Annotated in this window: 31 protein-coding genes; 1 reads left to right on the top strand and 30 read right to left on the bottom strand. The window is 43.7% G+C overall.

Annotated elements, in window-relative coordinates; translation table 11 throughout:
* Positions 1-10: 10 nt before the first annotated feature.
* Genes ACWA50_RS09720 through ACWA50_RS09670 form a run of 11 tightly spaced genes read right to left on the bottom strand, consistent with a single transcriptional unit; the run spans position 11 to position 8,564 of the window.
* On the bottom strand, positions 11-355 hold the full coding sequence (locus ACWA50_RS09720; protein WP_431052012.1) for a hypothetical protein: 345 nt from the start codon (positions 353-355) through the stop codon (positions 11-13).
* Positions 339-839, bottom strand: coding sequence for a hypothetical protein (locus ACWA50_RS09715; protein ID WP_431052010.1), 501 nt, complete (start codon positions 837-839; stop codon positions 339-341). Before ACWA50_RS09715 ends, ACWA50_RS09720 begins: the two co-directional genes overlap by 17 nt.
* Positions 818-3,697: a conjugative transfer ATPase gene (locus ACWA50_RS09710; RefSeq protein ID WP_431052008.1), complete on the bottom strand. Its 2,880-nt coding sequence runs from the start codon at positions 3,695-3,697 to the stop codon at positions 818-820. Before ACWA50_RS09710 ends, ACWA50_RS09715 begins: the two co-directional genes overlap by 22 nt.
* A gap of 17 nt (positions 3,698-3,714) precedes the next feature.
* A complete protein-coding gene (locus ACWA50_RS09705; RefSeq protein ID WP_431052007.1) occupies positions 3,715-4,110 on the bottom strand; it encodes a TIGR03751 family conjugal transfer lipoprotein in 396 nt (131 codons plus the stop codon).
* Between the two features lie 27 nt (positions 4,111-4,137).
* On the bottom strand, positions 4,138-5,607 hold the full coding sequence (locus ACWA50_RS09700) for a TIGR03752 family integrating conjugative element protein (protein ID WP_431052005.1): 1,470 nt from the start codon (positions 5,605-5,607) through the stop codon (positions 4,138-4,140).
* A gap of 19 nt (positions 5,608-5,626) precedes the next feature.
* Complete coding sequence (locus ACWA50_RS09695; RefSeq protein WP_431054338.1) at positions 5,627-6,553, bottom strand: TIGR03749 family integrating conjugative element protein; 927 nt, start codon at positions 6,551-6,553, stop codon at positions 5,627-5,629.
* A gap of 22 nt (positions 6,554-6,575) precedes the next feature.
* Positions 6,576-7,214 (bottom strand): PFL_4703 family integrating conjugative element protein, encoded by a 639-nt coding sequence (locus ACWA50_RS09690; protein ID WP_431052003.1) that lies wholly within the window; start codon positions 7,212-7,214, stop codon positions 6,576-6,578.
* Positions 7,211-7,573, bottom strand: a complete 363-nt coding sequence (locus tag ACWA50_RS09685) for a TIGR03750 family conjugal transfer protein (RefSeq protein WP_431052002.1) — start codon at positions 7,571-7,573, stop codon at positions 7,211-7,213. Before ACWA50_RS09685 ends, ACWA50_RS09690 begins: the two co-directional genes overlap by 4 nt.
* A gap of 34 nt (positions 7,574-7,607) precedes the next feature.
* Positions 7,608-7,988 carry a TIGR03745 family integrating conjugative element membrane protein gene (locus tag ACWA50_RS09680; RefSeq protein WP_431052000.1) on the bottom strand — a complete coding sequence of 127 codons (381 nt, stop codon included), beginning with the start codon at positions 7,986-7,988 and terminating at the stop codon, positions 7,608-7,610.
* A 37-nt stretch (positions 7,989-8,025) separates the two neighbouring features.
* Entirely contained in the window at positions 8,026-8,253 is a 228-nt protein-coding gene (locus tag ACWA50_RS09675) for a DUF3262 family protein (RefSeq protein ID WP_431051998.1), read from the bottom strand.
* Positions 8,253-8,564 carry an integrative conjugative element protein, RAQPRD family gene (locus tag ACWA50_RS09670; RefSeq protein WP_431051997.1) on the bottom strand — a complete coding sequence of 104 codons (312 nt, stop codon included), beginning with the start codon at positions 8,562-8,564 and terminating at the stop codon, positions 8,253-8,255. Before ACWA50_RS09670 ends, ACWA50_RS09675 begins: the two co-directional genes overlap by 1 nt.
* A 130-nt stretch (positions 8,565-8,694) precedes the next feature.
* On the opposite strand from ACWA50_RS09670, the gene ACWA50_RS09665 reads away from it, so the two are divergent.
* A complete protein-coding gene (locus tag ACWA50_RS09665; RefSeq protein WP_431051996.1) occupies positions 8,695-9,213 on the top strand; it encodes a hypothetical protein in 519 nt (172 codons plus the stop codon).
* A gap of 22 nt (positions 9,214-9,235) precedes the next feature.
* On the opposite strand, the gene ACWA50_RS09660 is transcribed toward ACWA50_RS09665, so the two are convergent.
* From ACWA50_RS09660 to ACWA50_RS09570, 19 genes are all read right to left on the bottom strand, one after another.
* The gene (locus tag ACWA50_RS09660) at positions 9,236-9,940 is read right to left on the bottom strand and encodes a TIGR03747 family integrating conjugative element membrane protein (protein ID WP_431051994.1); all 705 of its coding nucleotides are present in this window, start codon (positions 9,938-9,940) and stop codon (positions 9,236-9,238) included.
* Positions 9,941-10,282 carry a hypothetical protein gene (locus ACWA50_RS09655; RefSeq protein ID WP_431051992.1) on the bottom strand — a complete coding sequence of 114 codons (342 nt, stop codon included), beginning with the start codon at positions 10,280-10,282 and terminating at the stop codon, positions 9,941-9,943.
* Between the two features lie 12 nt (positions 10,283-10,294).
* Positions 10,295-12,457 carry a type IV conjugative transfer system coupling protein TraD gene (traD, locus tag ACWA50_RS09650; RefSeq protein WP_431051990.1) on the bottom strand — a complete coding sequence of 721 codons (2,163 nt, stop codon included), beginning with the start codon at positions 12,455-12,457 and terminating at the stop codon, positions 10,295-10,297.
* Complete coding sequence (locus ACWA50_RS09645; protein WP_431051988.1) at positions 12,454-12,972, bottom strand: integrating conjugative element protein; 519 nt, start codon at positions 12,970-12,972, stop codon at positions 12,454-12,456. Before ACWA50_RS09645 ends, traD begins: the two co-directional genes overlap by 4 nt.
* Positions 12,969-13,199: a hypothetical protein gene (locus ACWA50_RS09640; RefSeq protein WP_431051986.1), complete on the bottom strand. Its 231-nt coding sequence runs from the start codon at positions 13,197-13,199 to the stop codon at positions 12,969-12,971. Before ACWA50_RS09640 ends, ACWA50_RS09645 begins: the two co-directional genes overlap by 4 nt.
* Before the next feature lie 104 nt (positions 13,200-13,303).
* Positions 13,304-14,035: a lytic transglycosylase gene (locus tag ACWA50_RS09635; RefSeq protein WP_431051984.1), complete on the bottom strand. Its 732-nt coding sequence runs from the start codon at positions 14,033-14,035 to the stop codon at positions 13,304-13,306.
* Positions 14,011-14,808 carry a TIGR03759 family integrating conjugative element protein gene (locus ACWA50_RS09630; protein ID WP_431051982.1) on the bottom strand — a complete coding sequence of 266 codons (798 nt, stop codon included), beginning with the start codon at positions 14,806-14,808 and terminating at the stop codon, positions 14,011-14,013. The genes ACWA50_RS09635 and ACWA50_RS09630 overlap by 25 nt, the downstream gene beginning before the upstream one ends.
* A gap of 5 nt (positions 14,809-14,813) precedes the next feature.
* The gene (gene pilL2 / locus ACWA50_RS09625) at positions 14,814-15,476 is read right to left on the bottom strand and encodes a PFGI-1 class ICE element type IV pilus protein PilL2 (RefSeq protein ID WP_431051980.1); all 663 of its coding nucleotides are present in this window, start codon (positions 15,474-15,476) and stop codon (positions 14,814-14,816) included.
* Positions 15,477-15,582: 106 nt separating this feature from the next.
* Positions 15,583-17,130 carry a PcfJ domain-containing protein gene (locus ACWA50_RS09620; RefSeq protein WP_431051978.1) on the bottom strand — a complete coding sequence of 516 codons (1,548 nt, stop codon included), beginning with the start codon at positions 17,128-17,130 and terminating at the stop codon, positions 15,583-15,585.
* Between the two features lie 169 nt (positions 17,131-17,299).
* Positions 17,300-17,737 (bottom strand): antirestriction protein, encoded by a 438-nt coding sequence (locus ACWA50_RS09615; protein ID WP_431051976.1) that lies wholly within the window; start codon positions 17,735-17,737, stop codon positions 17,300-17,302.
* A 69-nt stretch (positions 17,738-17,806) separates the two neighbouring features.
* Positions 17,807-18,154, bottom strand: coding sequence for a hypothetical protein (locus tag ACWA50_RS09610; protein ID WP_431051974.1), 348 nt, complete (start codon positions 18,152-18,154; stop codon positions 17,807-17,809).
* A 90-nt stretch (positions 18,155-18,244) separates the two neighbouring features.
* Positions 18,245-18,691 (bottom strand): hypothetical protein, encoded by a 447-nt coding sequence (locus ACWA50_RS09605; RefSeq protein ID WP_431051972.1) that lies wholly within the window; start codon positions 18,689-18,691, stop codon positions 18,245-18,247.
* Between the two features lie 24 nt (positions 18,692-18,715).
* Positions 18,716-19,192 (bottom strand): JAB domain-containing protein, encoded by a 477-nt coding sequence (locus ACWA50_RS09600; RefSeq protein ID WP_431051970.1) that lies wholly within the window; start codon positions 19,190-19,192, stop codon positions 18,716-18,718.
* 79 nt (positions 19,193-19,271) lie between these two features.
* Positions 19,272-19,919 carry a DUF3560 domain-containing protein gene (locus ACWA50_RS09595; RefSeq protein WP_431054337.1) on the bottom strand — a complete coding sequence of 216 codons (648 nt, stop codon included), beginning with the start codon at positions 19,917-19,919 and terminating at the stop codon, positions 19,272-19,274.
* A gap of 143 nt (positions 19,920-20,062) precedes the next feature.
* Positions 20,063-20,515: a DUF3577 domain-containing protein gene (locus ACWA50_RS09590; RefSeq protein ID WP_431051968.1), complete on the bottom strand. Its 453-nt coding sequence runs from the start codon at positions 20,513-20,515 to the stop codon at positions 20,063-20,065.
* A 941-nt stretch (positions 20,516-21,456) separates the two neighbouring features.
* Positions 21,457-22,359 (bottom strand): prohibitin family protein, encoded by a 903-nt coding sequence (locus ACWA50_RS09585; RefSeq protein WP_431051966.1) that lies wholly within the window; start codon positions 22,357-22,359, stop codon positions 21,457-21,459.
* A gap of 216 nt (positions 22,360-22,575) precedes the next feature.
* Positions 22,576-24,609: a DNA topoisomerase III gene (locus tag ACWA50_RS09580; RefSeq protein WP_431051964.1), complete on the bottom strand. Its 2,034-nt coding sequence runs from the start codon at positions 24,607-24,609 to the stop codon at positions 22,576-22,578.
* 301 nt (positions 24,610-24,910) lie between these two features.
* Positions 24,911-25,150, bottom strand: a complete 240-nt coding sequence (locus ACWA50_RS09575) for a hypothetical protein (protein WP_431051962.1) — start codon at positions 25,148-25,150, stop codon at positions 24,911-24,913.
* Positions 25,151-25,176: 26 nt separating this feature from the next.
* Positions 25,177-25,494: a hypothetical protein gene (locus tag ACWA50_RS09570; protein WP_431051960.1), complete on the bottom strand. Its 318-nt coding sequence runs from the start codon at positions 25,492-25,494 to the stop codon at positions 25,177-25,179.
* Positions 25,495-25,514: the final 20 nt, after the last annotated feature.

Here is a 25,514-nt window from a genome sequence, read left to right as displayed (position 1 = left end):
AGTATTTCTCCTATGCTGTGAGTTGTAAGATATTCGCAAGCTCCGCAACCACAATGAGCGCAATCGCCCAACGAATGATCGGCATCACATTAATATTTTTCTGATGACGGTGAATCTCATAGATGATCCAAGCTATCGTCGAATAAAGAATGAGGCGAAGTCCGAGCCAAAAATACCACGTGGATTTTAGCCATTCATTAATGCCGGCAACTTGGGGTAAATAGTTCATTGCCAACCAGGCCAATAACATCACAGCTAACAAGATCAGCAATAACTTAGAACAAAACAGCATAGTAAAAAGTATCTTGCGTGATTTTCGTACAGATTGCGTATCCACTTTAATGTCCACTTTCATTCGTTTTCTCCACATTATTATGTACAGGAATTGGGGATAACTGCGCTGACATCGGTAGTCCCAAGGATCGCCGCAAATACTCAGCAAACCAAAAGCTATCGATGTAATCCACCATGTCCATATACAATCGATACTGCCGTTTAGCGGTCGGCATTCGTGGCCAAGCAATGCGCCCCGTGATGTTTAAAGTGAGGTTAAACTGGCTTTTATCGCCCTGAATGCGGATCATCAAATAGCGTTCATCCATGATGCGGTACGGTTTCAGCATAAAGGTGCGTGCAACCCCAATCACGGCTTGTACATAGCTCAACAGTTCGATGTAGTGAGATTGGTATTGCGGATTGATCGCAATTGCCTGCTGCGGTGTGGTAATGCCGGAATCAAATAACCGCACTTCGTGGCGTGATATGTCACAACTATTCTGTTTGCTAGCTGCTTTTCTTGCTGTTCGATTTGGCGTTTTTACGCCGCTTGTTTTAGACATGGCTCAATCCCCCTCCCTTCATCAATGCGAGCAGCAACGTGCATTGCCGCTTCTAATTCTGAGATATTGAACTTTTTCATCAATGTCATCCGCTCGGCTTTTTCCTCTGGCTCGGTCATTGCCAGCGCAAGATACAAACTCGGCGGCACAACGCGGAACAGTGCTTCCAGCTTATCGGATAACACGACACCCTCGGTGTAATTGCGATCTTTCTTCGCCGAACGGATCAGCGTTTTCTGCTCTTCGGTTAATGGTTTGAAGCGACAGATTTCACTGATTTCATAATCATCGACACCGCAAAGTAGTTCCCACCATTCGAGCATATTGATTAATTTCACCGCGTCTTTCGGGAAGTCTTTCATGTTTTGGGTCGCCAGCCATAGCCAAATGCCAAGTTTCCGCCACATTTTCGACCCCTTGGTTAAAAATCGGGCTAGCAAGGCATTGACGGTGATAATGTGTGCTTCGTCGGTAATATTGACGATCGGTCTGCCAGAATACTGGTATTTTTCACCAAGGCTATTGATGTGATTGATTAAGGAAATATAGGCAATTGCAAGTTGCGATTCATAGCCCTCTCGAGCAAAGGTGGCTAAATCAACCAAGGTAATATCTGCATCGGGCCAGGCTTCACCCTCACTATTAAACAGCTCCGCTTCAAAGCTGCCTGGCTGACAGAACATACCCAGTGACTCTCCCATTTCATAGGCACGCTCACGGCTTTTTTCCGGCAACGATTCATCGTGGCTCATTGTATAAAACGCATCACGCACGTCTTGGGTTAGAGTTTGCCGTTTTTCTTGATAGGTTTTCTCTGCTGCCAAAATAATGGCTTTGCGGATCATGGCTTTATCGGGGCGCGATAACCGCTCGTCTTCTTTAGCCTCACCACCAGTGATCATCAAACGTGCAGTGATTTCCATTTCACCTAAAATATCACGCTGATCGTCGCCTTCTTGTTCGGCTTCTTCGGTTTGCTCTTCTCGTTCTTCCTCCTCGACCGCACTTTCAGATAAACGACGTTTAACTTTTGGATCATTCATTAAGCGGTGACAATCGGCAAAGAGCGATAAGGTGACACCGCTACCTGGTTTTAACGTCACTTTATTGACCGTTAAGCCCAAGGTTGAGGCATATTCCGCCATTAACCCAAATGAGTTCCCCGCCTCGATCACAAATAAACGTGGGCGATGTACCGCCATCAACTGCGCAATTTTACCGTTGAGTGTCGCCGATTTTCCGGCCCCTGTCGGGCCTAAAATCAGGGTGTGTGCATTTTTGGTTCTGTCGAGTTTACTCAATGGATCGAAATCCAGTGGCGCGCCGCCACGGTTAAAATATGAGATGCCAGGGTGTCCTGTACCAGTGGAGCGACCAAATACCGGAATGAGGTTGGCGATATGCTGCACAAAATTGAATTTGGTGTAGAGGTGGTTGCGATCATCTTGCGGATTAAATGACATCGGTAACCAGCGCAGATAGCTGTTTAATGGCGCAACCTCATTGCCTTCCGCAACCGGCACTAAGCCTGAACTGAGCAATGCCGAACGTAAACGACGGCTCTTTGCTCGTAAGTCACGCTCATCTTCGCCCTTAACATAAAACGCCAAGGCACTGTGGTACATTTTGTGTTTTTCTTTTAGGAATACTTGAACCCTGTCACAATCTTGTTTGGCATAGACTGAATCGACATTATCTCCCTTGGCTTTCGATGAAATCGTAGCGAGATGTCGCTCTAATAAATCTTGTGGATAAACCACCATGGTTGAAGACATCACCGTGCCTTCCGGCAGTAAATCGAATAATGCATTGAAATTGTCGCCACGCTTAATTTCACCGGTGATAAGCCCCACTGGTGGCGCACGCCGAATGCTATCAACCACAACCACTTCATGCGGCTTTTCATCAAATAGCCAATATTCCCCTTTCGTTTGCGGCGACTTGACCAACAAGGTTTCGGAAAAATCCTCCCAAATCATTAAATCGTTCGGATCGGTGGGTTGCTCTGGATAGCTACACTGCTGATAAAAATGTTCGGCGGATTCGAACATATCCGGCGCGGGATTAAACCAACGCAGTAGCCATTCGTGGATTTGTTTACCCGTTTGTCGCTCAATGTGCAAACCCGCACTTTGTAACGAATTCACAATCCGTTCACAGGCATTATTCAACGCCTCTAACGGCGATAGCGTTTCATTGGCTTTCGCAGAAACATAGCGATACACCACCATGCGCGTGCGACGAATTTGTCCGCGCCACGGGGTATTTGTCACCATTTTATCGACAAATAAGCCACCGGGCTTTGAAATATCATTCAAATGCTTTTCCATCAAATTCAGCCAAGCATCGCTAAATGCCGTTCCTTTGGCATTCGGCTGAATATAGTGTTCCAATACATCACGATAAGACGCTGCCATCTCATCATCTTGGCAGAAAAACTGCACCACCCAAGGGTTATTATCGAGTTCATCAAACGCGTCTTGTAGCGCATCTTTGACCTGTGTCCGAATTGATTCGAGATATTCAGCCGAGCGTCCTTCTGTGCCAATCGGCTTAATTTCAAACACCGCACCCAGTGAGCGTCCGTCTTCCAGTAACATCACCTGTTGATCATCAATAAACTCCACCCACGGTAAGCGAGAAACGAATGATGATTCTTGTTTTTGTGTTTGCTGATAGGTTTTCATCAGGTAGTCATCGCGTTTGACAAAGTTAATCTTCTGTGCGGTTGTGTCACTTGACTGCATGTCATTCAGAGATGAATCAGTTGTATTGCTGCTGTTTTCATCCTCATTATGCCCAGCGAGTATTGGCGGCGGTATCGTATCTTTCTTGGATTTAAATGGATTTAAGCGCATCAGATAGTCCTTTTTTACTAATAATCACGCGTTCTTTCACCTGGCTGTGCGTATTGCACACGCCCATAAAAGGGAATTACCGTTGAGTAACCAGGAATGGGAATCGGCTCGCCCGTGGGCGATAAATGCGGATAAACGTACATCACTAAATCCGGATTCGGCAGTCGAGGGAAAAGTGCGGTTGCTTCGTTCTCTGCCGTGCGTGTATAACTTTGCTGCTCACTGGAACGAACGGCTTGCGGTGCAATATCACGTGTTAAATCAGCTCGCGATTGAATTAATGTGCCGCTACCGCTGTTTTTCTGCCAGAGTTCCAGCATTGAGCTGTCACCTGGCGGAAGCAATTCATTTTGCGAAGTAGAACACCCACTAAGCATTACACCAAGCGCGACTATCATGATAACTTTTTTCATTTAAACTCTCCTTAAATCCCATTCCTATTAATCCATAGCACCTTGCGTTTGATAGGTTGCATATTTAACCTTGCGACCATCCGGCTCGTAGTCAATCGCTAACTCTTGAGTGATATGCACCGCGACTGTTTGCCCCGGCGGAACATAAATCGCATCAAAGGTCTGACCGTATCGCTGACGTACCCAGTCAGTCGTTTCTGCTAATCCTGCCCCCAACGCTTGTCCTGCTAAATATTTTCCTTGGTCGCCAGTGACTGCACCAACCACGGAATCGCCATTAACGACCGTTGTGGTTTGGCTCTGTGACCACGCCTGTGCCGCCGCTGATGCGCCTCCAAGTAGGAAACTGGTTGCTAAAAACTCCGGCGCATTGGTTTTGCGCGCGCCGGCAATACACGGAATACCATGTGGATCAGACAGCCAGCCAATACTGCTTTCACTACTGTTTTTACTGCCGTTATTGCCGCTCCGGCGATCGTTTGGCAAAGTGCGGACTCGTCCATCATTAAATACCAAAGTCATGCTATTTACCGTGCCGCGTACGCAGGATAACGTCCAGTCGCCGGTAGCTGTTCCGGAGATAATCGCGCCTTCCACTTCGGGTAAATCAATCCCGTTTGCGGTTAAATTTTCTCGCCCAATCAAAATTTTGAACGGATATGGATCGTTTACGACCCCGTTTAACGGCACGCGTCCCAATAGTGCGGTCATTGAAATTGAGCCAACTAAGGTTGAATTTTCCGGTAAGGTATAAACTGGAATAGCTTCTGCTTCACGTGTACTTTTTCCAGTGAAATCTTCGTGCGCTTTTCCGATGGTGGAATCATCTAAGGCTGAAAAAGGATTGGGAAAACGTACGCTATCGGCTTTTTGTCCGCTACTAATCGGGTTACCTTTATGATCGACTTCCTGCATATCTGACGGCATCACCCAGCGCATACCGGAATTAGGACTGGAATTAGAATTAGGTAAACTTTCCCCCTCCAACCCCAAACCAATCGGCATATCACTGCCTTGTTTTGCCGTCGCTATAGTTGATGAAGGTGACTCAACCAAATTGGATAGTTCTGCAATACGGCGTTCTAATTCACTGACTAAACTGTCAGTTCGGTGTTGAAAGGCATTTTCAAACTCGACCGACATATTTTGCCGCTCGCGAGAAATCACCTCTGCAACTTTGGAATCAACATCGGTCGCTTGCCGTTGTAATTCTTTGTTTCGACGTGCTAAATCAGCATTCTGGGTTTTAATCTCAGCAATATCCTGCCGTGTCGCTTTCACTGTACCGATAAGTGTTCTGACAGTATCGTGCGGCGTATCACCATCAATACCGAGTGCGCGTAGCTCTTCCGGTTTTAAATCGTTGATGGTGTAATTTTCAACCGAACTTTCATTCGACTGGGATGATTTTGTGAAGGCTTTAATCCCAATAATGGCAGCCACAGCGAGTACCCCTGGGACTAGAATTTTTAACATGCCGTTTTGTTTCAGTTTCATATTTCACTCCCAAGGCTTGCTATTCAATGACTTGCTGTGTTGTATTCACCGTGGTTTTTATCATCTTTTTCACGGTTTTTTTCACTGGTTTTGCCTTATTTTGTTGATTAGCCGCTGGAATGACGGCCTTATCGGCACTGCCTACGGTGATTAAATACAACGTTGTCGTATCTTCCGATGTGCCGTTAATCCCAAGCCACTGATGTTGAAAGGTTGCTGCATAGAAACGTCCTTGCAAATCGCGTGGATCAAGCGTAATACGAGTGGCAGAACGGTTTTTTAAACGAATAGCGGTCACTACATATTCCCCTAGCTGCCAACTTTCTAACGGCGTTGCAGTAATTGGAGCAGCCGGCAATAAGGTCGTGAGCATTTTCGGCAAGCGTGTTGCAACGCGACGAACGCCTTCTAACGGTTCAACCGTTCTTAACGGCGCGTAAAGGGATTGTGCGGCATAGCGCGTCAATGCTGCCGGAATCGGTAAACTTGGTTTAGGATTAATCGAAGCAGAAGCTGATGATAGGGATTCCCTTTCCACATCTACAGAGGGCATTTTCACCGCGCGATTACTTTCAACAGCGACATCGTAAAGAATACGAATTGGCTCTTGTGTACTGCGTGCCTCTACATTCGACGTTGTAGCTTGGCTTTGCACATCGAGTAGAATAATTTCGCCAGTTGCCATATCTTGCAACTGCAACCGTGTTTTCTCAAACGGTTGCGTCGGTTTTAAATAGAGTGCGCCGCCGGCATTTTGAATTCGCAGTTTATTATCTAAAATAGGTGGGTATCCGACTTTCACATTGCGATCAACGAAAATAATCCGCTCGTTATCAACGGATAAACTGATCGGAATCGGTGTGCGTTGCCACTTCACCAACACTTCTGCTTGCGCAAAGAAAACGGTGAACAGGCCTAATATACCGAATAAAAATTGTTGTTTCATTTTCATGTGATAACCTCTACATTTACTTTGTCAGTTCTTCGGTGGCACGCTCTAATCGTTTCGGCGTTTCCGAATAACAATTTAATGCCAGTCCCCATGGATTAGCCTCCAAATCCACGTCATATCTGACGACGTGCAATGGATAGCGCACGAGTGAACGTTTAACCGCTTCGTCGCCATAATATTCATCAGTACTGAGATCGAGGTTTACAATCCAATCATCCTGACTGAGTACTTGTACGCGATCTTGCGAAAAACCACGTCCAGGAATTTCATACACTCCGCGCACCCGTTTAGTCAGCTCACCGTAGCTGTCACGCTCTTTATAATCACGCTCCAAATAGTCTTGGCAGCTTGGTGTGAGATAAGCACGCAATGCTGAAATATTGCGCTTATAGTCTTCTTTACCGTCTGTCGGCCATCGATTGAGTTGCTGAAAAATATAAAAGCTGAAACCATAGACATTTGCCGGCGGAATTTCCCACCACGGGCGCTGACTGCCAGCTTTTAAATCCGGCGGTATATGAATTTGTAAACGGCTAGGCGCATTTCCCCAGCCGACCGCCAGCACAGCGATAACGAAAAATAATCCAACAATCACAATACGCAGTGTTTTGATATGATTGTCTTTATCTTTCAAAATGTTTTTATAGATACTCATTTTGTTCCTCTACGTATTGACCAGTAACGTTTGGTTTCGCTGATCGGGATTAATAATCGGTTTCGTCCGAACTTCATTTCTATCCAACGCGGAAACCATGTATCGGGCTTCCCGCGTTTTTTACGCGCGATGACATTGCCACCGCTCAACACAAAGACAAAAGCAAATAGCAACGCGAGTGTCGGGATTAATGCCCATTCGCCGACCAAAATTGCAGCAGCAATACCCAGTACGAATCCAAATACAAAACCGCTACCAAACATGATAAACAGCTCAGAATTAGTCATACCGCGAAAAATCACTGGTTGGCGATTAAGACGCTCTGGCAAAAAATCAATGGTTGCATTTTTACTCGACATCGCGTGACTCCTTGTTTATCTGAATGAAGATGAACTACAAAATATCGGCAGCTTTGGTTAGTAACCAGATTATGATCACAATTAAAATTGCCCCAACCAGCGCGGTCATACCGAGATCACTCCATTTCTTTTTACCGTCACTGATTTCACGGTAGGTTGCCAAACAGCTGCTGGCAACTTGATAAAATGCAACCGCTGAAATCAGTAATCCGGCTAAAATACCCGCGTCATAGGCATAGTTTTTGATTGTTTCGATAACCCCCTTACCAGCCCCACGCGAGGGGTCTTCCATCTTTGGCAAATCAGCAAGTGCGGTATTTGCGGTAAATACATTGATTAACGCCCATAGTGCGAGACATTTCCCTTGAAACATTGTGCGAGAGTGTTGGAGATATTTTTTGAATAGAAATTTCATAGTGATTTTCCTTAAGCGAAAGTAAATAATAGGCACATCACAGAACGACAAATAAAACGATGGTCAATAACACGGCTGCTCTAACGAAAATCACACCCAAATCTTCATTTCTCAGCATATTTCGCCCCCAGCCTTTGTATGCACTGTTAAATATCCACGCGATCACAATGAAAAAGAACGCAGCGAATACGCCGACAAACAGAACATAGCTGGCTGAAACTGAGCCTGCGATGGATTCATACGCGGTAATACTTTCCGTACTCATCAATACCCCTTACGGCTTTTCTCGTAATCTCCGCTCAGCTCTTTAATAGCTGTCGGAGGACGAGGTTGAGCGCGGTTGGTATTGAGATAACGATGAATACCGGCACGAACGGTCGCAATATCTTGACGTGCTTTGCTGTAGTCAAAATAAAAGCGTGTTGAGATATTGGCGTTTGCATTGGCTTGTGCGCGAAGCAATGATTGCTCTGCTGCATTGAGTTGTTTGATGGCTTGATCTAATTCCATTTGTTCATTAGCATGGGCAAATGGAGTCAGCATAAACAGAATGAAGTATGGTATGAATTTCCGCATAATTTCCCTCGCATTGTTGTCGTTCTGCGAGAGCCAGTGTGCGAAAATTAAAATAAAAATTTAATAGGAAATTATTTTCCCATTTGAAACAAAAAAATTTTGCTATTTTTAGAAAGTATTCGGAGGAAATATGACAAAATCAGAGGGAACAAGGCCAGGCATTGATTGTTTTTTCGGTTTGCCACAAGATGGATATTGGGAGTCAAATACAAAACCGGAGTGGTTTGCTAGATTTCCAATGGCACTACTCAGAACAAAATTAGATAAATATCCATTCCCATCATTTGAGGAAATCCCAGATGATACAGAAAATATGATCTATCCGAATTTTACCGATGTTCATTTTTATGTAAACCCAGCTCTTCAGAATAACTATAAAATACTGTATGTTGATGGGTTTAAGATTCTTTCAGAAATGTATCAGCCGTTTACAATACACCCTGAACGTTGGTACAAAATCAAGTGTTATCTATCCAATGGCGAGATTGAGTATCCCGAACTATCGAGTAACTGCTGTGTACTTGATGGTCGTCACCGCATATTAATGCTTATGAAAATATATCAAATAACAATGATACCGATGGTAATTGATAGCGAGGTTTACGATCAATTTCTTCAAATAGCCCTTCATAAAGATATACTACGCTGATTCCGTCGCAGCGTACCAATATCTACAAATATTTTTTAAAGCTGGCGGATGTGATTGAAATGGCTAATCCCAACAATATGGCCGCGGGAATTAAAATAAAATTGGGGTGAACGGAAAATGGAATAGCAAGATAGATCATCCAAGCCACCGTTAAAATCGGAAATACGGTGCGCTTGGCGTGGTGATAGATAAAGCTAGATTCATAGCCATACCCAAATCGGCGGATATCGCGCCGCACCAAGCCGTCGGTCAAGCCCACAATAGCGGCAAGCAAAAACAAAGGTGAGGTGAAGACGATAATGAGTACCCGAATAATAAAGGTGATCGTGACATAGATAATGGATTCAATATAAGCACGAGCATAAAAATAGACATAGTACGACATACTACCATGCGCATGCTGCGCCTCAAGCCAGCGCGCTAAGCCAGTTTTCACAAAAAGGTACTCGTGTACCTGAGTAATCACGTATTCAGCAAAACCATGTGGGGAGGTGTGTAACAGGCTTTGGGTAAAATCAGAAGTAAACCAACTTATCTCCGTCAGCATCATCTGCTGGCTATGGCGATAGCCTTCATCTGGCCAGAACCATGTGATCCCAATCCACTCAAAAAGAATACTTAAAATTAATGAAATGATCAGCACGCCGAGAATTCGGCTGAACAGGGAGAATAACCGACTAAACAGCCCTTGGCGCACTTCACGGACTTGCCCTTGTTCTGCTGCCATTTAATGTACCTTACCGATTTGAAGCGAAGTGTCAAAATCAAAGGGTAATTCACTAGCATTGACCGGCTCAACGTAACACTGTAACAAAATTTCATCATCAATATCATGGGACAGCTTCACGACATAGGTTCTGAGCTCCTCACTACGGTGTATCGCATCGAATAAGGGTGTCACTTCAAAATTTTGCTCGGCAAAATAGCGTAATAAGGCTTTGAGCGATTTATGTTGATCGTATAAACCGATTTGCAAATGCGTGTTCAGCATCGGCATAACCGACGCTTCTGGGCCAGATACGGCGAGATTACTGACCCGTAAATCATCTTTATCATAGCGGTATTTCATTTTATTTTTCCTTTATTCAACTGAGCTATCGGACATTGGCAAGATGGGGGTTTCTACTAATTTTTCAAAGGCGGCAATCGCTTCAGCGGACGGTGAATAATGGTACGCCGCTTGTGACCAAAGGGTTTCGCCAGTTTGATAATGTTCTTGCATATAGCCAGCCAGTTGTAAAATGGACGACGGCATAAACTCATCACCATCAGAAACGGGTAATGGCATTCTGATTTTCCACAATTTACCGCCCTCCAGTAAAGCAAAGGCTTGTCCTTTTGGCAACTGTATTACATTTGACGGTGTGATCATCGGCACTTTTTCAGCACTGATCCGGTCTTGCGTATTGGAGGTAAAATCTTGGTGACTGCTCGGATCACTGTTATCCGTTACGCCCGAAATCGTGGTATTTTTCAGTATATCTACTTCATGCAACTGATTGGTTAGCAGCTCTGCTGTCGCCGGCTCTCGCACGCGTAGCATAATCAAGTTATTAAAGTTACCGATCACCTGTCCCGCTTTGGCTTTATTGCCAGTTTTCGCTTCGATGTCAGACAAGGTTTGCGTATACGCCGTGACTTGAATCCCTGCGCCCCCACCTTTATTAATCAGCGGAATAAACTCCTGCCCCATTAGTTCGTTGAATTCATCACAATGAAGATTAATCGCTACTTTTTTTGATTTACCGCTTAGTTCTTCCGGCAAGCCGTCATCAATGCCATACTTATAAATATGACCTGCCATCGAGACGAGATCAGCAAACATTGAATTACCGACCGCACTTGCTACTGTGGTATCCGATAGCGCGTCTAATCCAATATACACAATCGCACGTTTGCGAATGACTTCTTGCCAGTCGAATATCGGTCGCTCATCATGAATATTGTTATAATTTGGCGCGAGCAACTCGGCAATCTTACCCGTGGTCAGTTTTTCCAGCAATGGCAGAAGTGAAGCAACAATCTTATCAAAATAGGTTTTATCGTAGCGTACCGCACTTCGCAAGCCGTCTAAAATGGGATCATAAATTTTGCTCGTTGTTAAATACTGCTCAAGTGCAACCACGCGTGGATCACGCCCAATCATATTGCGTGGCGTATTTTTATCATTAATTTTGGATGCAGATGCCGCAATACTGTCCCAGGCTTTTGGATCGTGCTTTCCCAGATAATGTGTAGCGTAATCAATAAACAATTCATCGATATTTTGTACATAGCGCGCAATGCTAGGGTAATCTGGTCTGCGCCCCAATTCTACTTGCGCACGGGCAATAATATTGACAAACCGCCATGCAAACTCCTTAAATGCGGCACTGTTTCCCTCACTGCTTAACTGTCCTGAAATTCGCCCAGCAACCTCGGATACGCGCCCAAAACGCCCAACAGCATTATATCGTGCTGAAATTTCGGGCCAACCTAGATGAAAGACATAAAAGGCGTTATCACGCCCAGCACGCTTCGCTTCGGCATACATCCGTTTGAGCATATCCGCATCGCCTTTCGGATCGAAAAACACAACGACTTCGCGATCGTCCGCTTTTTTGCCGCGATGAATATCTTGCGTAACCAGTAATTCAGCCAATCGTGTTTTCCCAACCCGTGTTGTCCCCAATACAATAGTGTGTCCAACGCGCTCGCCCAGCGGCATCATCACATCACTTTCGTTCAATTCAATCCCGTGGATCAGTGGACTGCCGCCAACCGGCGGCAAGGGGCGAAACGGATTGCATCTAACGTCTTTTGCCAGCCATCTTGCCAACCAAGGCAAACTATCCTCAAACCGCTTTTCAGCTTCACGTGCCCATAAATAATACGCCGGCATCTTCACGTAGTCCGCCATTTCCGGACGCAAACAGCTATAAAGCCGCTGTGTGTGCTTTTGCTCCCAAACAAACCCTTTCCCTAAAAATAAATAACGCTGACTGATCGGTACTTGTTTACTGCTCAGAGCGTAATACGGCAGGCGACGAATATTTTTACGCTGACGTAAAATCATCAATCCTTGTCTTGCGCGCACGTAGGCAAGACCAGCAAAACCTGCTGCCATGCCATAACCGATACTGGGCGTTAAAGCAACTGACCAAGGGGCGTAGAGACAAATTACCGCTGCGCAAAGCGCAACTACGGCGGTATTTAGCTCAACTGCTGGGCGCAATACGGTTTCGATCACATGCTTATCACTCATTGATAAATCCCATCGGCAGTTAATAACGCTGGATACGTCGATAAATTGAGGCGTTTGGCTAAATCATCTGCGCTCACCGGCAAGAGCGGTAGCTCCGGCGCAATTGCGCGAAGTTGAAGCAACTCGTCAAAGCTACTGACATTGACTACCAAACCTGTCGCATTCAGTTCTAATAGCCGCACTTTATTTTTATGCAGCCACTGTTGCGAATAGCCGTCGCTGCCCAACAAAAAGAGCGGCTCTATACCGACTAACGGCTGTGAAAATGTTTGAGTATTGACCTTGCCCGGCGACATCAAATGCGACACAATCGGCAGTAAATCTTTTTCTTCCAAGGTTGGCGGCACGGCGTTTGGATAGACATCTGCCATGTCATCATGCACCGGTTGCAACGGTTCATAAAAGCGCACCGCACTTTCACCGCCGACATCGGCAATCACGCGCAATGCTGCTACACTAATCTGGCTACTCAATACCGCAAGCATTACAAGGCAAACATGGTATAATCGGCTCATCCTGTTTTCTCCATACTGTCCATACCGATAGCACGGCTGATTGTGGCTCTAAGGTGGTCTAAATCGGTCAGCCAGCAGGTTTCACTTAATGCAAGTCGCATTTGCTCCGCACCCTCTTTTAAGGTCTGCTCACAAAAAACACGAACAACGGGGTCATGTGTACTTAATGCAATGACGCGTAACACATGCGTCAGCGCATCCGGGGTCGATACAGCATCATTTGTCATAACATTTTTCTCTCCAAATTATGGTGAAGACTGTTTTGATTGCTTGATCGTGTGATAAATATTGCAGCATACCGTCAAAATCATGTTTTTCAGTCTTGTCTTCATCATAAATCCTTATTTTGTTTAGGCTCAAGCCACACTAATTGTGTTTGATGCGGGGAAATCCAGCGAAGTGCGGTATCCGGCTCAGGCATGTAAAGAATAGATTCAATACCTTGCTCAACGGTTCTAATTGGCAGTGCAGAAATTTCTTGTGGCGGGTGCAACGGTAATATTGTTGTTTCAGGCGAGGTATAAGCCCCTTTTTTGATTTTGGCTAAATGTGTCCGAATATTTTGTTTGTAACGCGCCGCCGGCGTACCACCTTTCGGGTGATGATAGCAACCGGCTGCATTAACCCAGTCTTTGTGGGTTCGATAACAATTTTTTAGGATGATAGAAGCCACTCGAAGATTTTCCATTGGCTCAAAACCTGCGCAGTGACTGGCAAAAAAATGCTTGCCATTCCAGCCGATATTGACCTGTGCAAGCCCAACATCGATATTCTTTAACGAAAATTTCCGAACAAAATTTTCCAACGCTGAACATGCTTCTTGCCTTGTTGGATAAAAATAGCTTTTACCTTTGACATTCAGTGTCCACGGCCAGGGTTTCACCGCTTTTGAGGTTAATTTTGTTTTGCTTTCATTCAGAGAGATGGCAAACAGCATTTCCGCCGGCACACCTTGTTCAGCGGCGATTTGCTGATACATCGGTGGAATAGCTGCAGCAGAACCGATAAAAATCGGTAATAGCAAGAGCAAGAAATTGACTAATAGTGTTTTACCACGTCCCATGTTCCCCCCTTAAATACCACGGGCATTTTACCGTTTGCGTGCGTAAACCAATATCCTTGATCGTGATTGAGAGTGATACGGCGTGCTTTGACTTGCTCAATGTCGATTTGATGTTTTTGCGCCCAACGACGCACTGCATTATCATCATTGCTCGTGCCGACAAGATAAATATCGACCGCTTTACCGCTTTGTAGCACATCCGTCAGCGCAACATCACACCGCTCACAATTTTCCGTCCGAGTAAAAAAGACCAATCGTCCATTGTCTTGCCCATGATTGACATCCATGGTTTGCTCACTGATTGGATTGATATTCGGATAGAGCTCTTTAAACGCGGCATCATACGCCAATTGAAATTTGAGTTCTTTTTCGACTCGCTCAAACTCTTTTTTTGCTAAAAGACGGGCATATTTCATGCGCTCAAGCTCATTTTCGGCTTCAATGCCTAGCATGGTTAGCGGATCAAGATTTGGTGACCAAATTCCGCGCTCACTGCGTTTCAAGGTTTCATAGCGTTCCCACTCCCGCTCATCAAGCCCCCATTGTTTTGACTGTATATGGTTTGGTTGAGCGTGTTTTGACTGAGTACGTTCATTTTCTTGCGTTTGTGCTCCCTGAACTGTCGCATCGATATTTTCCACGTGTTTGCGAACCGACGGCAAGGTAAGAACAGGTAACGCGGAATTAGCTGAAACCACCGAGGGCATTAAAAGCGCAAATGCCCAGCAAGCAGCTAGCGCAAAAGAGATTTTTAATGGTGCGCGCGTCATCATGCCTCCTAATTGTCAATTTCGTCTTCTGCAATTACCTGTGTGATGGTTTCAACCGAGGTTGAAATCACTTTTGGTGACCGCACTTGCGGAACATCTCGTTGATTGAAACACACGGTTCGGGTGATGTCGTTCAGGGTTAGCTCATACGCTGGACCGGCTAACATTTGTAGCGCATCGCGTAATTGCATCGGACCAAAGCGGTAGTGGACTTTCGGTAGCGGTCGGGAAAACAAAACACTCACATCAGAATGACCACTGCACAATTGAAGACCACTCTCTTTCAGGGCCGCTCTAAAGCCTTGCTCAACTGTCGCCGTAAATTGCTTCTTATTGCGTTGTGCGATATTCACTTCGACCAACTGATCTAACAGGTATTTTTGCCCACCTTGCGGAGCTGCGCCGAGCAGCAAATAGCGATCATAGCGAACGACTTCCGGATTCTCCGTATAGGTCGTTTGATAAATATCTGGGGTGATCACCCGTTCTTGTGGCTTCGGTGGCGATAACGGCTGATTCAATACGATGTTTTCTTGATTAATCGATTGAGAACCCAGTATCGGATACTCCGGTAATGGGTAAGATTGACTGGTATCACTGGTTTGTAAGTGCGGTGTACATGCGCTCAATACCAGGATAAAAGCTGAGACAATTATCGGTTTATTCATCATTACGCTCTCCCTATATCTGAATTTATCATTGCCGACAATACGCACTATGGCGAAAGCACATACAAATTTGAATAATTAATTGTTTTCGAGAAATTGATAAAAAATTTTAGGTTTGAGGTAATGGCACATTAGATGGAGCAATATCTTGTTGCTGATTAAAATATTGACAAAATAGCCGATTGATTTTTTTTATTGTTGTGGAAAGGGGTTGGTTATACGGGCCTCTCAGTTGCTCAATCTTCCAAGGGGCAGATTCAGAAGTGCGGTACAAGCCCAATGTTGCGCGGTGCGTGTCATTTCCCAGCAGATATTCCACGGAAAACACACGATAGCGATTATCTATGCAACGCTGAACATAGCTGAAAATACAGTGATGCATGTCTTGCCCTTCATTAAATAGTGCTTGGCCAGAAGTCAGTGCGGTAAATTGCACGTGTTTTAATTGATAGGTTTCAACTGAAGATGTCCAATGATATTGCAGTAACCTCTGATGTTTTTCATCTCGCAGCTGATTTTCAGCATTAATAAGTCTTTCATGCCACTGACGACTTCGCACCAATAAATTTTCCCATGATGCGGGAACATGTTGTTCTTCCACTGAATTTAGCCAATAATCTCGGCAGTCTAAAACCTCGTCTTTCGCACGGGTCTTTAAATATTCACGTAGCTGGACAATCCCTTCGGTACGCCAACGGTGAAGGGAAAAACGGATAAACAGACGGAGAACGGCTAATTGTTGTTGTGTAGTCCCGAAATCTTGCCATATTGAGTGGCTTTGGAATAGAAAATGGTTTAAACAGACCGGTAATTTTTCCTGTATGCCGTGTGAAACGAAATAATACAAATCCTCACCACCCCAACGGCGGACAACATCATGTGACTGTCTTTTCAACCATCGCCACTCCGCCTTAGATTGCGGAAGTTGAAAATGATAGGGCTTTTTCCATCGTTTCGGATGAAGTTGTGCTTCCCCCAGTTTATCAACCCAATACGCATAACTGAACAAATTCGGATCACGCCAATATCGCGGTTTAATATGGCGTAGTAATGGAAGTAAGTTAGAATAATCGTCTGCAACCTGATTAAATGCGCTAAGGTGCGGTTGATAAAACGCATAATAGCTCAATGTCATACAGCGGAAGTAACCTAACCGTGCCAGCATTGAAATCACTGGGCGATCTAAAAAATGCTGCCATAGCCAAGCCATAATCCTTTTGTCATGGGTAAGCGTATTTTTAAACACCGGTGAGAAGGTGAAACGTTTATGAATTAATGATTCACACACCGAATGAAAAATACCTTGATGCAAATCACGGTGTAACTGAGTAATAACCGCTCCTTGTATTGCATAAAGCAGACCGCCACTTCGACTATATAATCGAATGTCCGGACAATGCCGAAACCGATAATCGCCTTTATGGTAATAGCAGGTGTCTTTTTGCCAGAGACGCGTTTTTAGTGAAAAATATTCAGCACGAATTCGCCCCGTTTTTAAATTGCGGCAGTATCGAAAAAAATTAAAAAATGTTAATGTGGCTTCTGTTTCACTGATGTGTAATGTATAAGGTTCATACAGACGATAGGTGAAAATAACATCACACACACGCCGATAATAAGCCGTTGTTTCAGCACAACCAAAGAGTATTTCTCTCACACGTTTTCCTTTACTTATTAAGAAACTTCCTTCGTTTTGATGTGATACCACTGTAGCAATGGTGACTGTTGGAAATAAGCATTTATTATTTTTTTCTGGCGAACAAAAAACATAAAAAAGCAGCTACCCAGTGAGTAGCCGCTTGATATTTTGACTTACAATAATATTTTCAATCAATCAACGCATAAATTAAGCTGGATTCTGGATGTGCTGGAAATTCACCACCAGCTCCAAAAATATAATTGCGTAGCAGATGATAAAACCGCCCAAACAATTCCGCATATTCTGCAGAACAAAACGACAGTTGGCTGAAAGCATATAAATTCGCCACCATAGAAGCCGCTTGTGGACTTAAATGATATTTGCGCCCACCGGGACTAACGAGATGTAATGTATCAGCGGAAGTTTCCAACTGAAAATAAAGTCCGCTGTTCGGCAGAAGATAGAGTGACCAATCACCGCCGTTATAATCAGCACAGAGGCGATCCATGTTTGAAAATAGCGCATTTTCAAAGCTGAGTTGATGAAGATAACCCAACCCAAGACGTTTTAAATCTGCCGACATATCATTTGACTTGATGGCAAGAACTACGGTTTGTGTTTTCATTGTGATATTCCTTCTAAGAACCGAGGGAATATCCCTTGTGGGAATATTCCCACAAGGGTAAAGTTAAAATTAAGCTGCCTCGTCGGTATAGACCGCTAAAGCGTTAAAAAAATCTGCTTCGGTACAAATTGCTTCACCATCAATGCAGAAGTGAGTATCTGTACCATTCACAAAACAGTTGATATCAGCCTCTTCCCACGGCTCAGTCAAACCACTCAGTTCACAAAACAGGTTTTCCAGATTGCTAAGAACCAGACTTTGATAAACATTGCCCAAGTGCGGTATATCCTCACTGTAACGAGCCTGCTCCCAAACGTCTTTGTCTTCTACTGAGCGACGGAAGCGGAAAAGAATATTTTCCCATTCCGGCAAGCAGTGGCTGACAGAGTTGGTATAAAATGTGGTTAAAAGTCCCATAATATTTCTCCTTTCATAAAAGAACGAAAGCGAGAAATCCACTCCCGAAGGGAATGAATTTCCCTTCGGAAGTGTAAAAATAACAGTAAATTAACGGATTTTGATGTTACCTGAAACCGTATTGGCATCGCCATGCAGTGTGTCGCAATCAATATTGCCAGAGACCGATTTTGCGTCACCCGCAATATCACCTGTCACATGAATATCACCACTGGTGGTATCTGCACGACCGACATTGCCGTTCACCGTGACCGCTGCTGTAACAGACTCAATACGCGCCACATTACCGACTACTTCAATTTGGATAGTGGGGCCTTGGTCCAATGTAATGACTTGCCCATCGACGATGAGATAAGCATTTGGCGCTGCCAAAACAGCACCATCACCTAAGATGGTCATATTACCTGCAATCATATTTTTAACTTGTCCGCCAGCAACTTGTACCGAGTCTGGATGACCGCTAAAAACTTGTTGAATAACCGTGTTTTCATTGATTTCAATCACTTTTTTACCGTTGATGTAAATACCTTGTTTCATATCAATTTCCTCTTAATGTAGAATCTATAACAGACCTTGTTCCGCGAATGACGTGGTTTCCTGTCCGGCGACAATGATGTGATCTAACACACGAACATCAATTAATTCGCATGCATCCTTAATCTTCGCGGTAATTGCCCTATCAGAATCACTGATATTGGGATTGCCAGAAGGATGGTTGTGAGCCAACATGATCACAGCTGCATTGAGTTCTAGGGCTTTTTTCACGATTTCGCGCGGATAGATATGCGCGGCATTAATTGTCCCTGAAAATAAAATTTCGGATTTAATCAATGCTTGATTGTTATTCAAAAAAAGAACACAAAATTGTTCCCTCTCTTCAAGCCCTAGCAGCAACTTCAGGTAATTTTTAGCGATTTCAGAATCATTAATCAAAAGCCTTCCTGCTTTGTAGATGGGGTGACTTTCCATTACGCCAGACAAAATCGCTAGGGCTGAGTTGATCACAGATTGCTCTGTTGTAGTTAATAATTGAGACATAGAATATTCCTTCAAAAATGAGGGAATATCTCCCACAGGGAAATATTCCCCTGGTGGGTAAATAATGGAAAATGCGTGATTATGCCCAAAGTTGCTGCGCTAATGAGACTTTTTTCTCGAGCTCTTTAACTGCATTTTTGGCATAAGTCAGTGAATAACTGTGTTCACGTTTTTCGGGTTCATTTTTCAATATTTGATGTTTTTCCTTGGCTTTTGCCAATTCAAATGCAAAATAATCCAAACTTTCTGGCATGGACAAATCAATTTTGCCAGCCATCGCTTCCCAGTAGGTAATTTTATGGTCATAGCTTTTTGCTTTGTCCATTTCGGCAACCGCATTGTCCATACGACGGGCATTACGTTCAATTAAGGCACGGTGTTTTTTCTCGCTATGGTGACCAATTTTTATCGGTTCACCAAGGCTTAAAAAGTCACTGCCTTCTTGAGCTGCCTGCCAGTGTTGCTCACTGCGTTTGTTGGCATTTGCCGCATAACTTTGATAACGCTCGGCTCTCGCTTGGGCGCGCGCTTGGCTGTCTAAGCCATCACAACGGACAAACGAATAGAAGTAACAATCATCGTGTTGTTTCACAAGATTGAACACTTCTACTTCGGTTTTTTTGCCGTACTTACTGGTAAGTACGATAATGTCACCTTTCGTATGCGCTTCAGGGCATTTTGCAACAAACACTGTCGGTGCAAATTTTGCATAAGTATTGAGGTTCATAGATACTCTCCTAAAATAAAAAATCAGGGGAATATCTCCCATGGGAAAATATTCCCAATGGGGTAAATGAATAATAACTTGAGGTAACATCGGTCAATATCCGAAGATATTGACCGAGTTGATTATGCTGCTTGTTGTTCAGCTTAAGCATTTGCCTCGGACTGTTCTGTGTTAGTCTGTGCATTACTTTGGGCTGCTTCACTGTATTTTAACACGCCGTCAATCTTTAAGGATTTAATGCGTAACAAACGGCCTTTCAACATTACGCCGGTTTCACCTTTTCTTGACCCTTTCTCATAGACAAAGGTATCAGGATAAATATCACCGACGGTAACAGACGCTAAGATTTTTTTCTCCTCTTTGCAAGCTTGTTCACTGCGCTGGATAAGCGATTTCGCTTTTTCGCCGGATACCCGTACATCAACATAGGTATATTCGGTATTATCGGAATCGCCACGCAAAAAGGCTAACGAACACGCATAAAAGCTATCACCTTTTTTCGGTTTCACTTCGCGAATACGGTTAATGTAAGCCAATCCGTTTAAGTGAAGGTTGAAATAGATGGTATCTTTATCATTTGAAGTTTGGGTAGTCATAATGTTTCTCCTCAGAAATAAAAAAAGCGGAGAAACATCTAACCCAACACGGGATAAACGTTCACCGCTCGGGTAATAGACAAGTAGGTTTGAAGTAAACACTCGTAAGGTAAAACTTACTGCCTGTTTCAGAGTGCGCTAGGCATATTGGGCTGGTCATCGTTCTCTACGAGAACCGCACGTTTCAGACCGGGTGCTTGGGCTTAAGTGCTATCAACGATAGTGGCTTAATGTGGACCATTTAAGCGTATCTTTGCCCAAAAAATAAGGCTTTTTTATTCTCGTATTTGAAACAATTTATTTTATAGGAAAATCAAAAAATTATGATAAAAAAGCGGTAAAGAGGGAAGCCGCTGAAAAAACAGCGGCTTCGGGTGAAATGGCGATGAAGCCGATGATGGGAATGCGCAATAAGGCGCATATTTGAAGTAAGGCTAGAGACGAATGAACCGGTTAATAACATCGATCCTCGTTAAAATCTATTTACTACCGTCATAAATCCTCGATTACTATGTAGCCACAAATCGATTATCAGCAAGGCGCTTTACTAAGCACAAAGGGCTCTCATTGTTTCACCGGCGAGCACCGGTTATGATAAACAGCTGCGATAACGCAAAGAGCGGAATACACTGATTGCAATATATTCTGATCTTTGCGTGATAACCTTGATAAAAAGATGAGGTGATAACCGATCACCTCGATGATATGAATGCATTCGCCATTCGCAAGGAATGAAGTCCGAGTTTCAGAATGCGTCACATTCTAAAGGTTCAAGTCAATTAGAATGCTCTAGCGGACATCTGGGCTTGCCTGCTAAGGTGAGTTCGCTGTACCTTAACAGTCGTAGGGCGTAGCTTGATGCCGACAAACTACAAACGGGGTTATGAAACAATGATAGCACAGTAAAAGCCGTCTTTACTAGAGACGGCTGCCGTAACGGGCTATTGAATTGCTTTTTCGACTGCCGTTGCAGGTAATTGCAAGAAAGGAACGCTACTACCGGGGATCATGGTTTGAGGGAGTTCACCATTCCATTTTTCAGCAGACGTTAAATTCACTAACGATGGGTTTTGCCGCAACGCCTCTCCTCTTAGCTTAATTGCCTCAGCTTCAGCCGCACCTTTTAAGCGAATAGCTTCCGCTTCGGCATGAGCAGAGGCTAATCTGGCATCAGCCTGTGCTTTCGCTTGCGTAACAGCAATCTCAGCATTGATTTTTTCGGTTTCCAAATTTTGGCGGCGTGTCGCAATGGCAACCTCTGCTTTCATTCGGTCTTCAATCGATTTCTCATAGGCATCAGAAAAATCAATATTTTCCACTTGAACGCCGTCAATAATAACCGGACCAGATACGGCTTTTTTTACGGCATCACTGAGCTCCTGAACAAACTGTGGTCGTTCTTGTACCGCCGTGATAGCATTGTATTTTCCAAAAATATTTTCAATTTGTGTATAGAGTTGCCGGGTTAAAAGACGATCACGCATATTTTCTTCGCTACCATACTGAGAGTACAGTGCGCTCACCTCTGATGGCGGGATATGGTAGCTGACCGACACAGTCAAAACGGCAGGTTGTTGATCGCGGCTGTAGGCCTGTACATTATTTGCAATGGCATTTTTATTTTGTACCGAAATTTTCTTAATTGAATCAATAAACGGGATTTTAAAGCCCAATCCCGGTTCAGCAATATCGATAATTTTACCATAGCGCAACTTGACCGCTCTTTCACCTTCATCAACGGTATAAATACCAGATAGAAGCAAAAAAATACCGAATAAAATAATCGCCACGAATGTAGATATTTTAGATACAAACAAGGATATTTTGGATGTTTTATTAGGCATAATTACCCCTTAATTTTCTAGTAATGATAAAATGATGAACATTCAAAATAGTTGCTCATCCATGTAACCGAATTGGAAATTTCAGTGCTTCAATCAAGATCACGGCTGCCAAAAAAGTGTGTCCCCAAAAGAGACCAAAGCGCCTTTGAATTAAGTAATCTAGACCGATATAAACATTCGCACCACTGAACATCAGTAAAATCACCGCTATCACACTCATACATCTCTCTCTTTTTTCAATGTTTGTCGTAACGCATTCATATTCTTAGAAACCTGTTGTTTCGTTCGTTTTTTAGGGCCGCGGATATTTTCGATCGCTTTGCAATTTGGATAAGCACTACAGCCCCAAAACTCCCCGTTTGCACCTTTGCGTTTGCGCATCGGCGCACCGCATTGGGGACAAATTTTCGTTGGCGTGCTGCTGATTTTCATCGAAATACCGCTTGAGGACTGCACTACATGACGAATAAACGCATCTTGCTTTGCCATAAAATCGGCTAACTTGAGTTGGTTATGGGCAATATCATTGAGTGCCTGCTCCCATAACGCCGTCATACCTGGATCTTTGATAATCGACGGTAAGCTGTCAATCAATGCGCCGGCGGCGACTGTTGAAACAATATTTTTCTTCTGCTTCACCAAATAGCCGCGCTTGAGCAAGGTTTCGATCACACCGGCGCGAGTTGCTTCTGTGCCTAGCCCCTCGGTTTCTCTCAATCGTTGCTTCAAGCGAGGATCTTGCACAAATTTTGCGGCGTTTTTCATTGCACTGATTAACGTACCTTCCGTATAAGGCTTTGGCGGCGATGTTTGCATAGACCGCACTTCTGCCTGACAAATTCGGCAAGCCTCACCGTGTGATAATAGTGGTAATCCCTGTTGTTCCTCATCATTATCCGTCGCATGTTGTGTAAATAGGATTTTCCACCCCTTTTTAATCACGACTTTGCCAGCCGCCGTTAAGATATGCGTGCCACTTTGCAATTGCACATGGGTTCTGTCTTCTTCGTATAACGGCAAAAATTGCGCAAGATAATGCCTACGAATTAAATCATAAACACGTAATTCATCTTGGTTCATCTTACTTAAATCCACCTGACCCGTCGTCGGAATAATACCGTGGTGAGCAGTAATTTTGCTGTCATTCCAAATCCGAGAGCGTGCCGAAAGATCTAAATGATTGATGATTTGCTTTAAATTGGGATCGGCATGAGCAACCGCACGGATAACGTGTGGAATATCGGCAATCATCGATTCTGGCAAATAACCGCAGTCTGTACGTGGATAGGTTGTCGCTTTATGAGTTTCATATAACGATTGTGCGATATCAAGCACCTGCTGCGCGCCCAGCCCCCACAATCGTGAACAGGCTTGCTGCAACGTCCCCAAATCGAATGCCAACGGCGGCGATTCTTTCATGCGCTTGGTATCGAGCTGAATAACTTTTGCGTTGCCGAGGCTGAATAATTGCGCCGCTACCGATTGAATGAGCATGTAATCAACACACCGTCCCTCATCATCACAACTCGTTTCAGGGGTTTGCCAGTACGCAATAAACTGTTGCGCTTGCGAATTAGCTAAGATAACCGGTAATACATAAAACGGCTTAGCGATAAAATTCGCAATCTCACGGTCACGCTGTACCACAATTGCCAATGTCGGGCTTTGTACTCTCCCGACAGATAACACCCCGTCATGCCCCTGTTCACGTGCAAGCAACGTGAATAAACGACTGAGATTCATGCCAACAAGCCAATCTGCGCGAGAGCGTGCTAAACCGGCATCGTATAACGGACGAGTTTCAGCATCAGATTTTAAAGAAGAAAGCGCTTTTTTAATGCTACCGTCATCAAGTGCGGATAGCCATAAACGCTGTAATGAACCACGATAATTAGCGGCATCAAGTAGCTCACGCGCAATCACTTCCCCCTCACGGTCAGGATCGGTTGCAATCACAATATGGCTGGCTTTTTTAATCAAACCCAGCACAATTTTGCACTGCTTAGCGGTGTCCGGTTTTATTTTCATTTGCCATTGCGCCGGCACGATAGGCAAATCATCAATAGACCAACGCTTATAAGCTTCATCATAATCATGCGGATCGGCTTGTTCCATGAGATGCCCAATTCCCCACGTCACGATAGTTTGTTTATCGGCACTCGCAAGCAAACCGTCACCACGCTGAATCGCCCCGATAAATTTACCAATATCACGCCCTTGAGATGGTTTTTCACAAAGAAAAAGTTTCATGTGTCATCCTCTCGCCCAGAGCAGTATTACTACATAAATTGCAATTATATTAATGAATGAAAAAACCAAGCCCATTATTAAAATATAGTCAATTAGATGGTTAAGGCTTTTGAATTTAGCTTGTATAGCAATGATTATAGAAATACTTAAGGGTACAATAATATAAAAATAGCTAATATGTAAAACAGTGCTAAGTATAAATAATAGGAAATATCCTACTATAATGCATAACAGAATTGAGTAATCAATAAGTTTCACTGTCAGAAATCCTTTTGTATAAGAGTTAAATACTAAACAACATTTATCCTATTTTTGGGCTATCCGATTGAGCAACTTTTTTGGATTTCATTGCACATTTCCAACGCCGTCTTTTAGCAATTTGTTTGGGATTTTCTTCATAGCAAGCCTTACACCAAGAGTGTAATCCCCATTTGCTTTTTTTCTCTTTATAGAAAAATTCAAGATCTGCGGGATAATATTTTTTGCAGCAAGAACATTGTAATTCAATACCACATTCAGTTTCGGTGAAATTTCTTGCCATATCACACACCATATCAAAATTTTTATTTATCTTGATTTGTATGTTTTTGCAGTTAAATATATAATTATTGCCAGTTTTAAAATAACAATGTAAATCAAATTAGGGGCGGTTGTAGAAAAAATAAATAAAATAAACGTTGAAATCAACAGAATACCAATCCCATGACCCATGTTATTTTTTAAATAATTATTTCCCAAAGATACACTAAGTTTCATAATAATAAAGCAAATTAATAAAAAAGATAATGACACAAAAGGATTTACCAATAATATCAGGCTTTCCAGTGGATTACCCCCAAATAAGTCTAACATTACTTTTTTAGATGCTTCATGCATAGTGGTCATAGCTTTCTCCTTACCAAAAT

It is taken from the genome of Testudinibacter sp. P17/SS/0325 (genome assembly GCF_053570765.1).
Note: the sequence above shows the minus strand (reverse complement) of the source record. Positions and strands in the feature narration are given on the sequence as shown.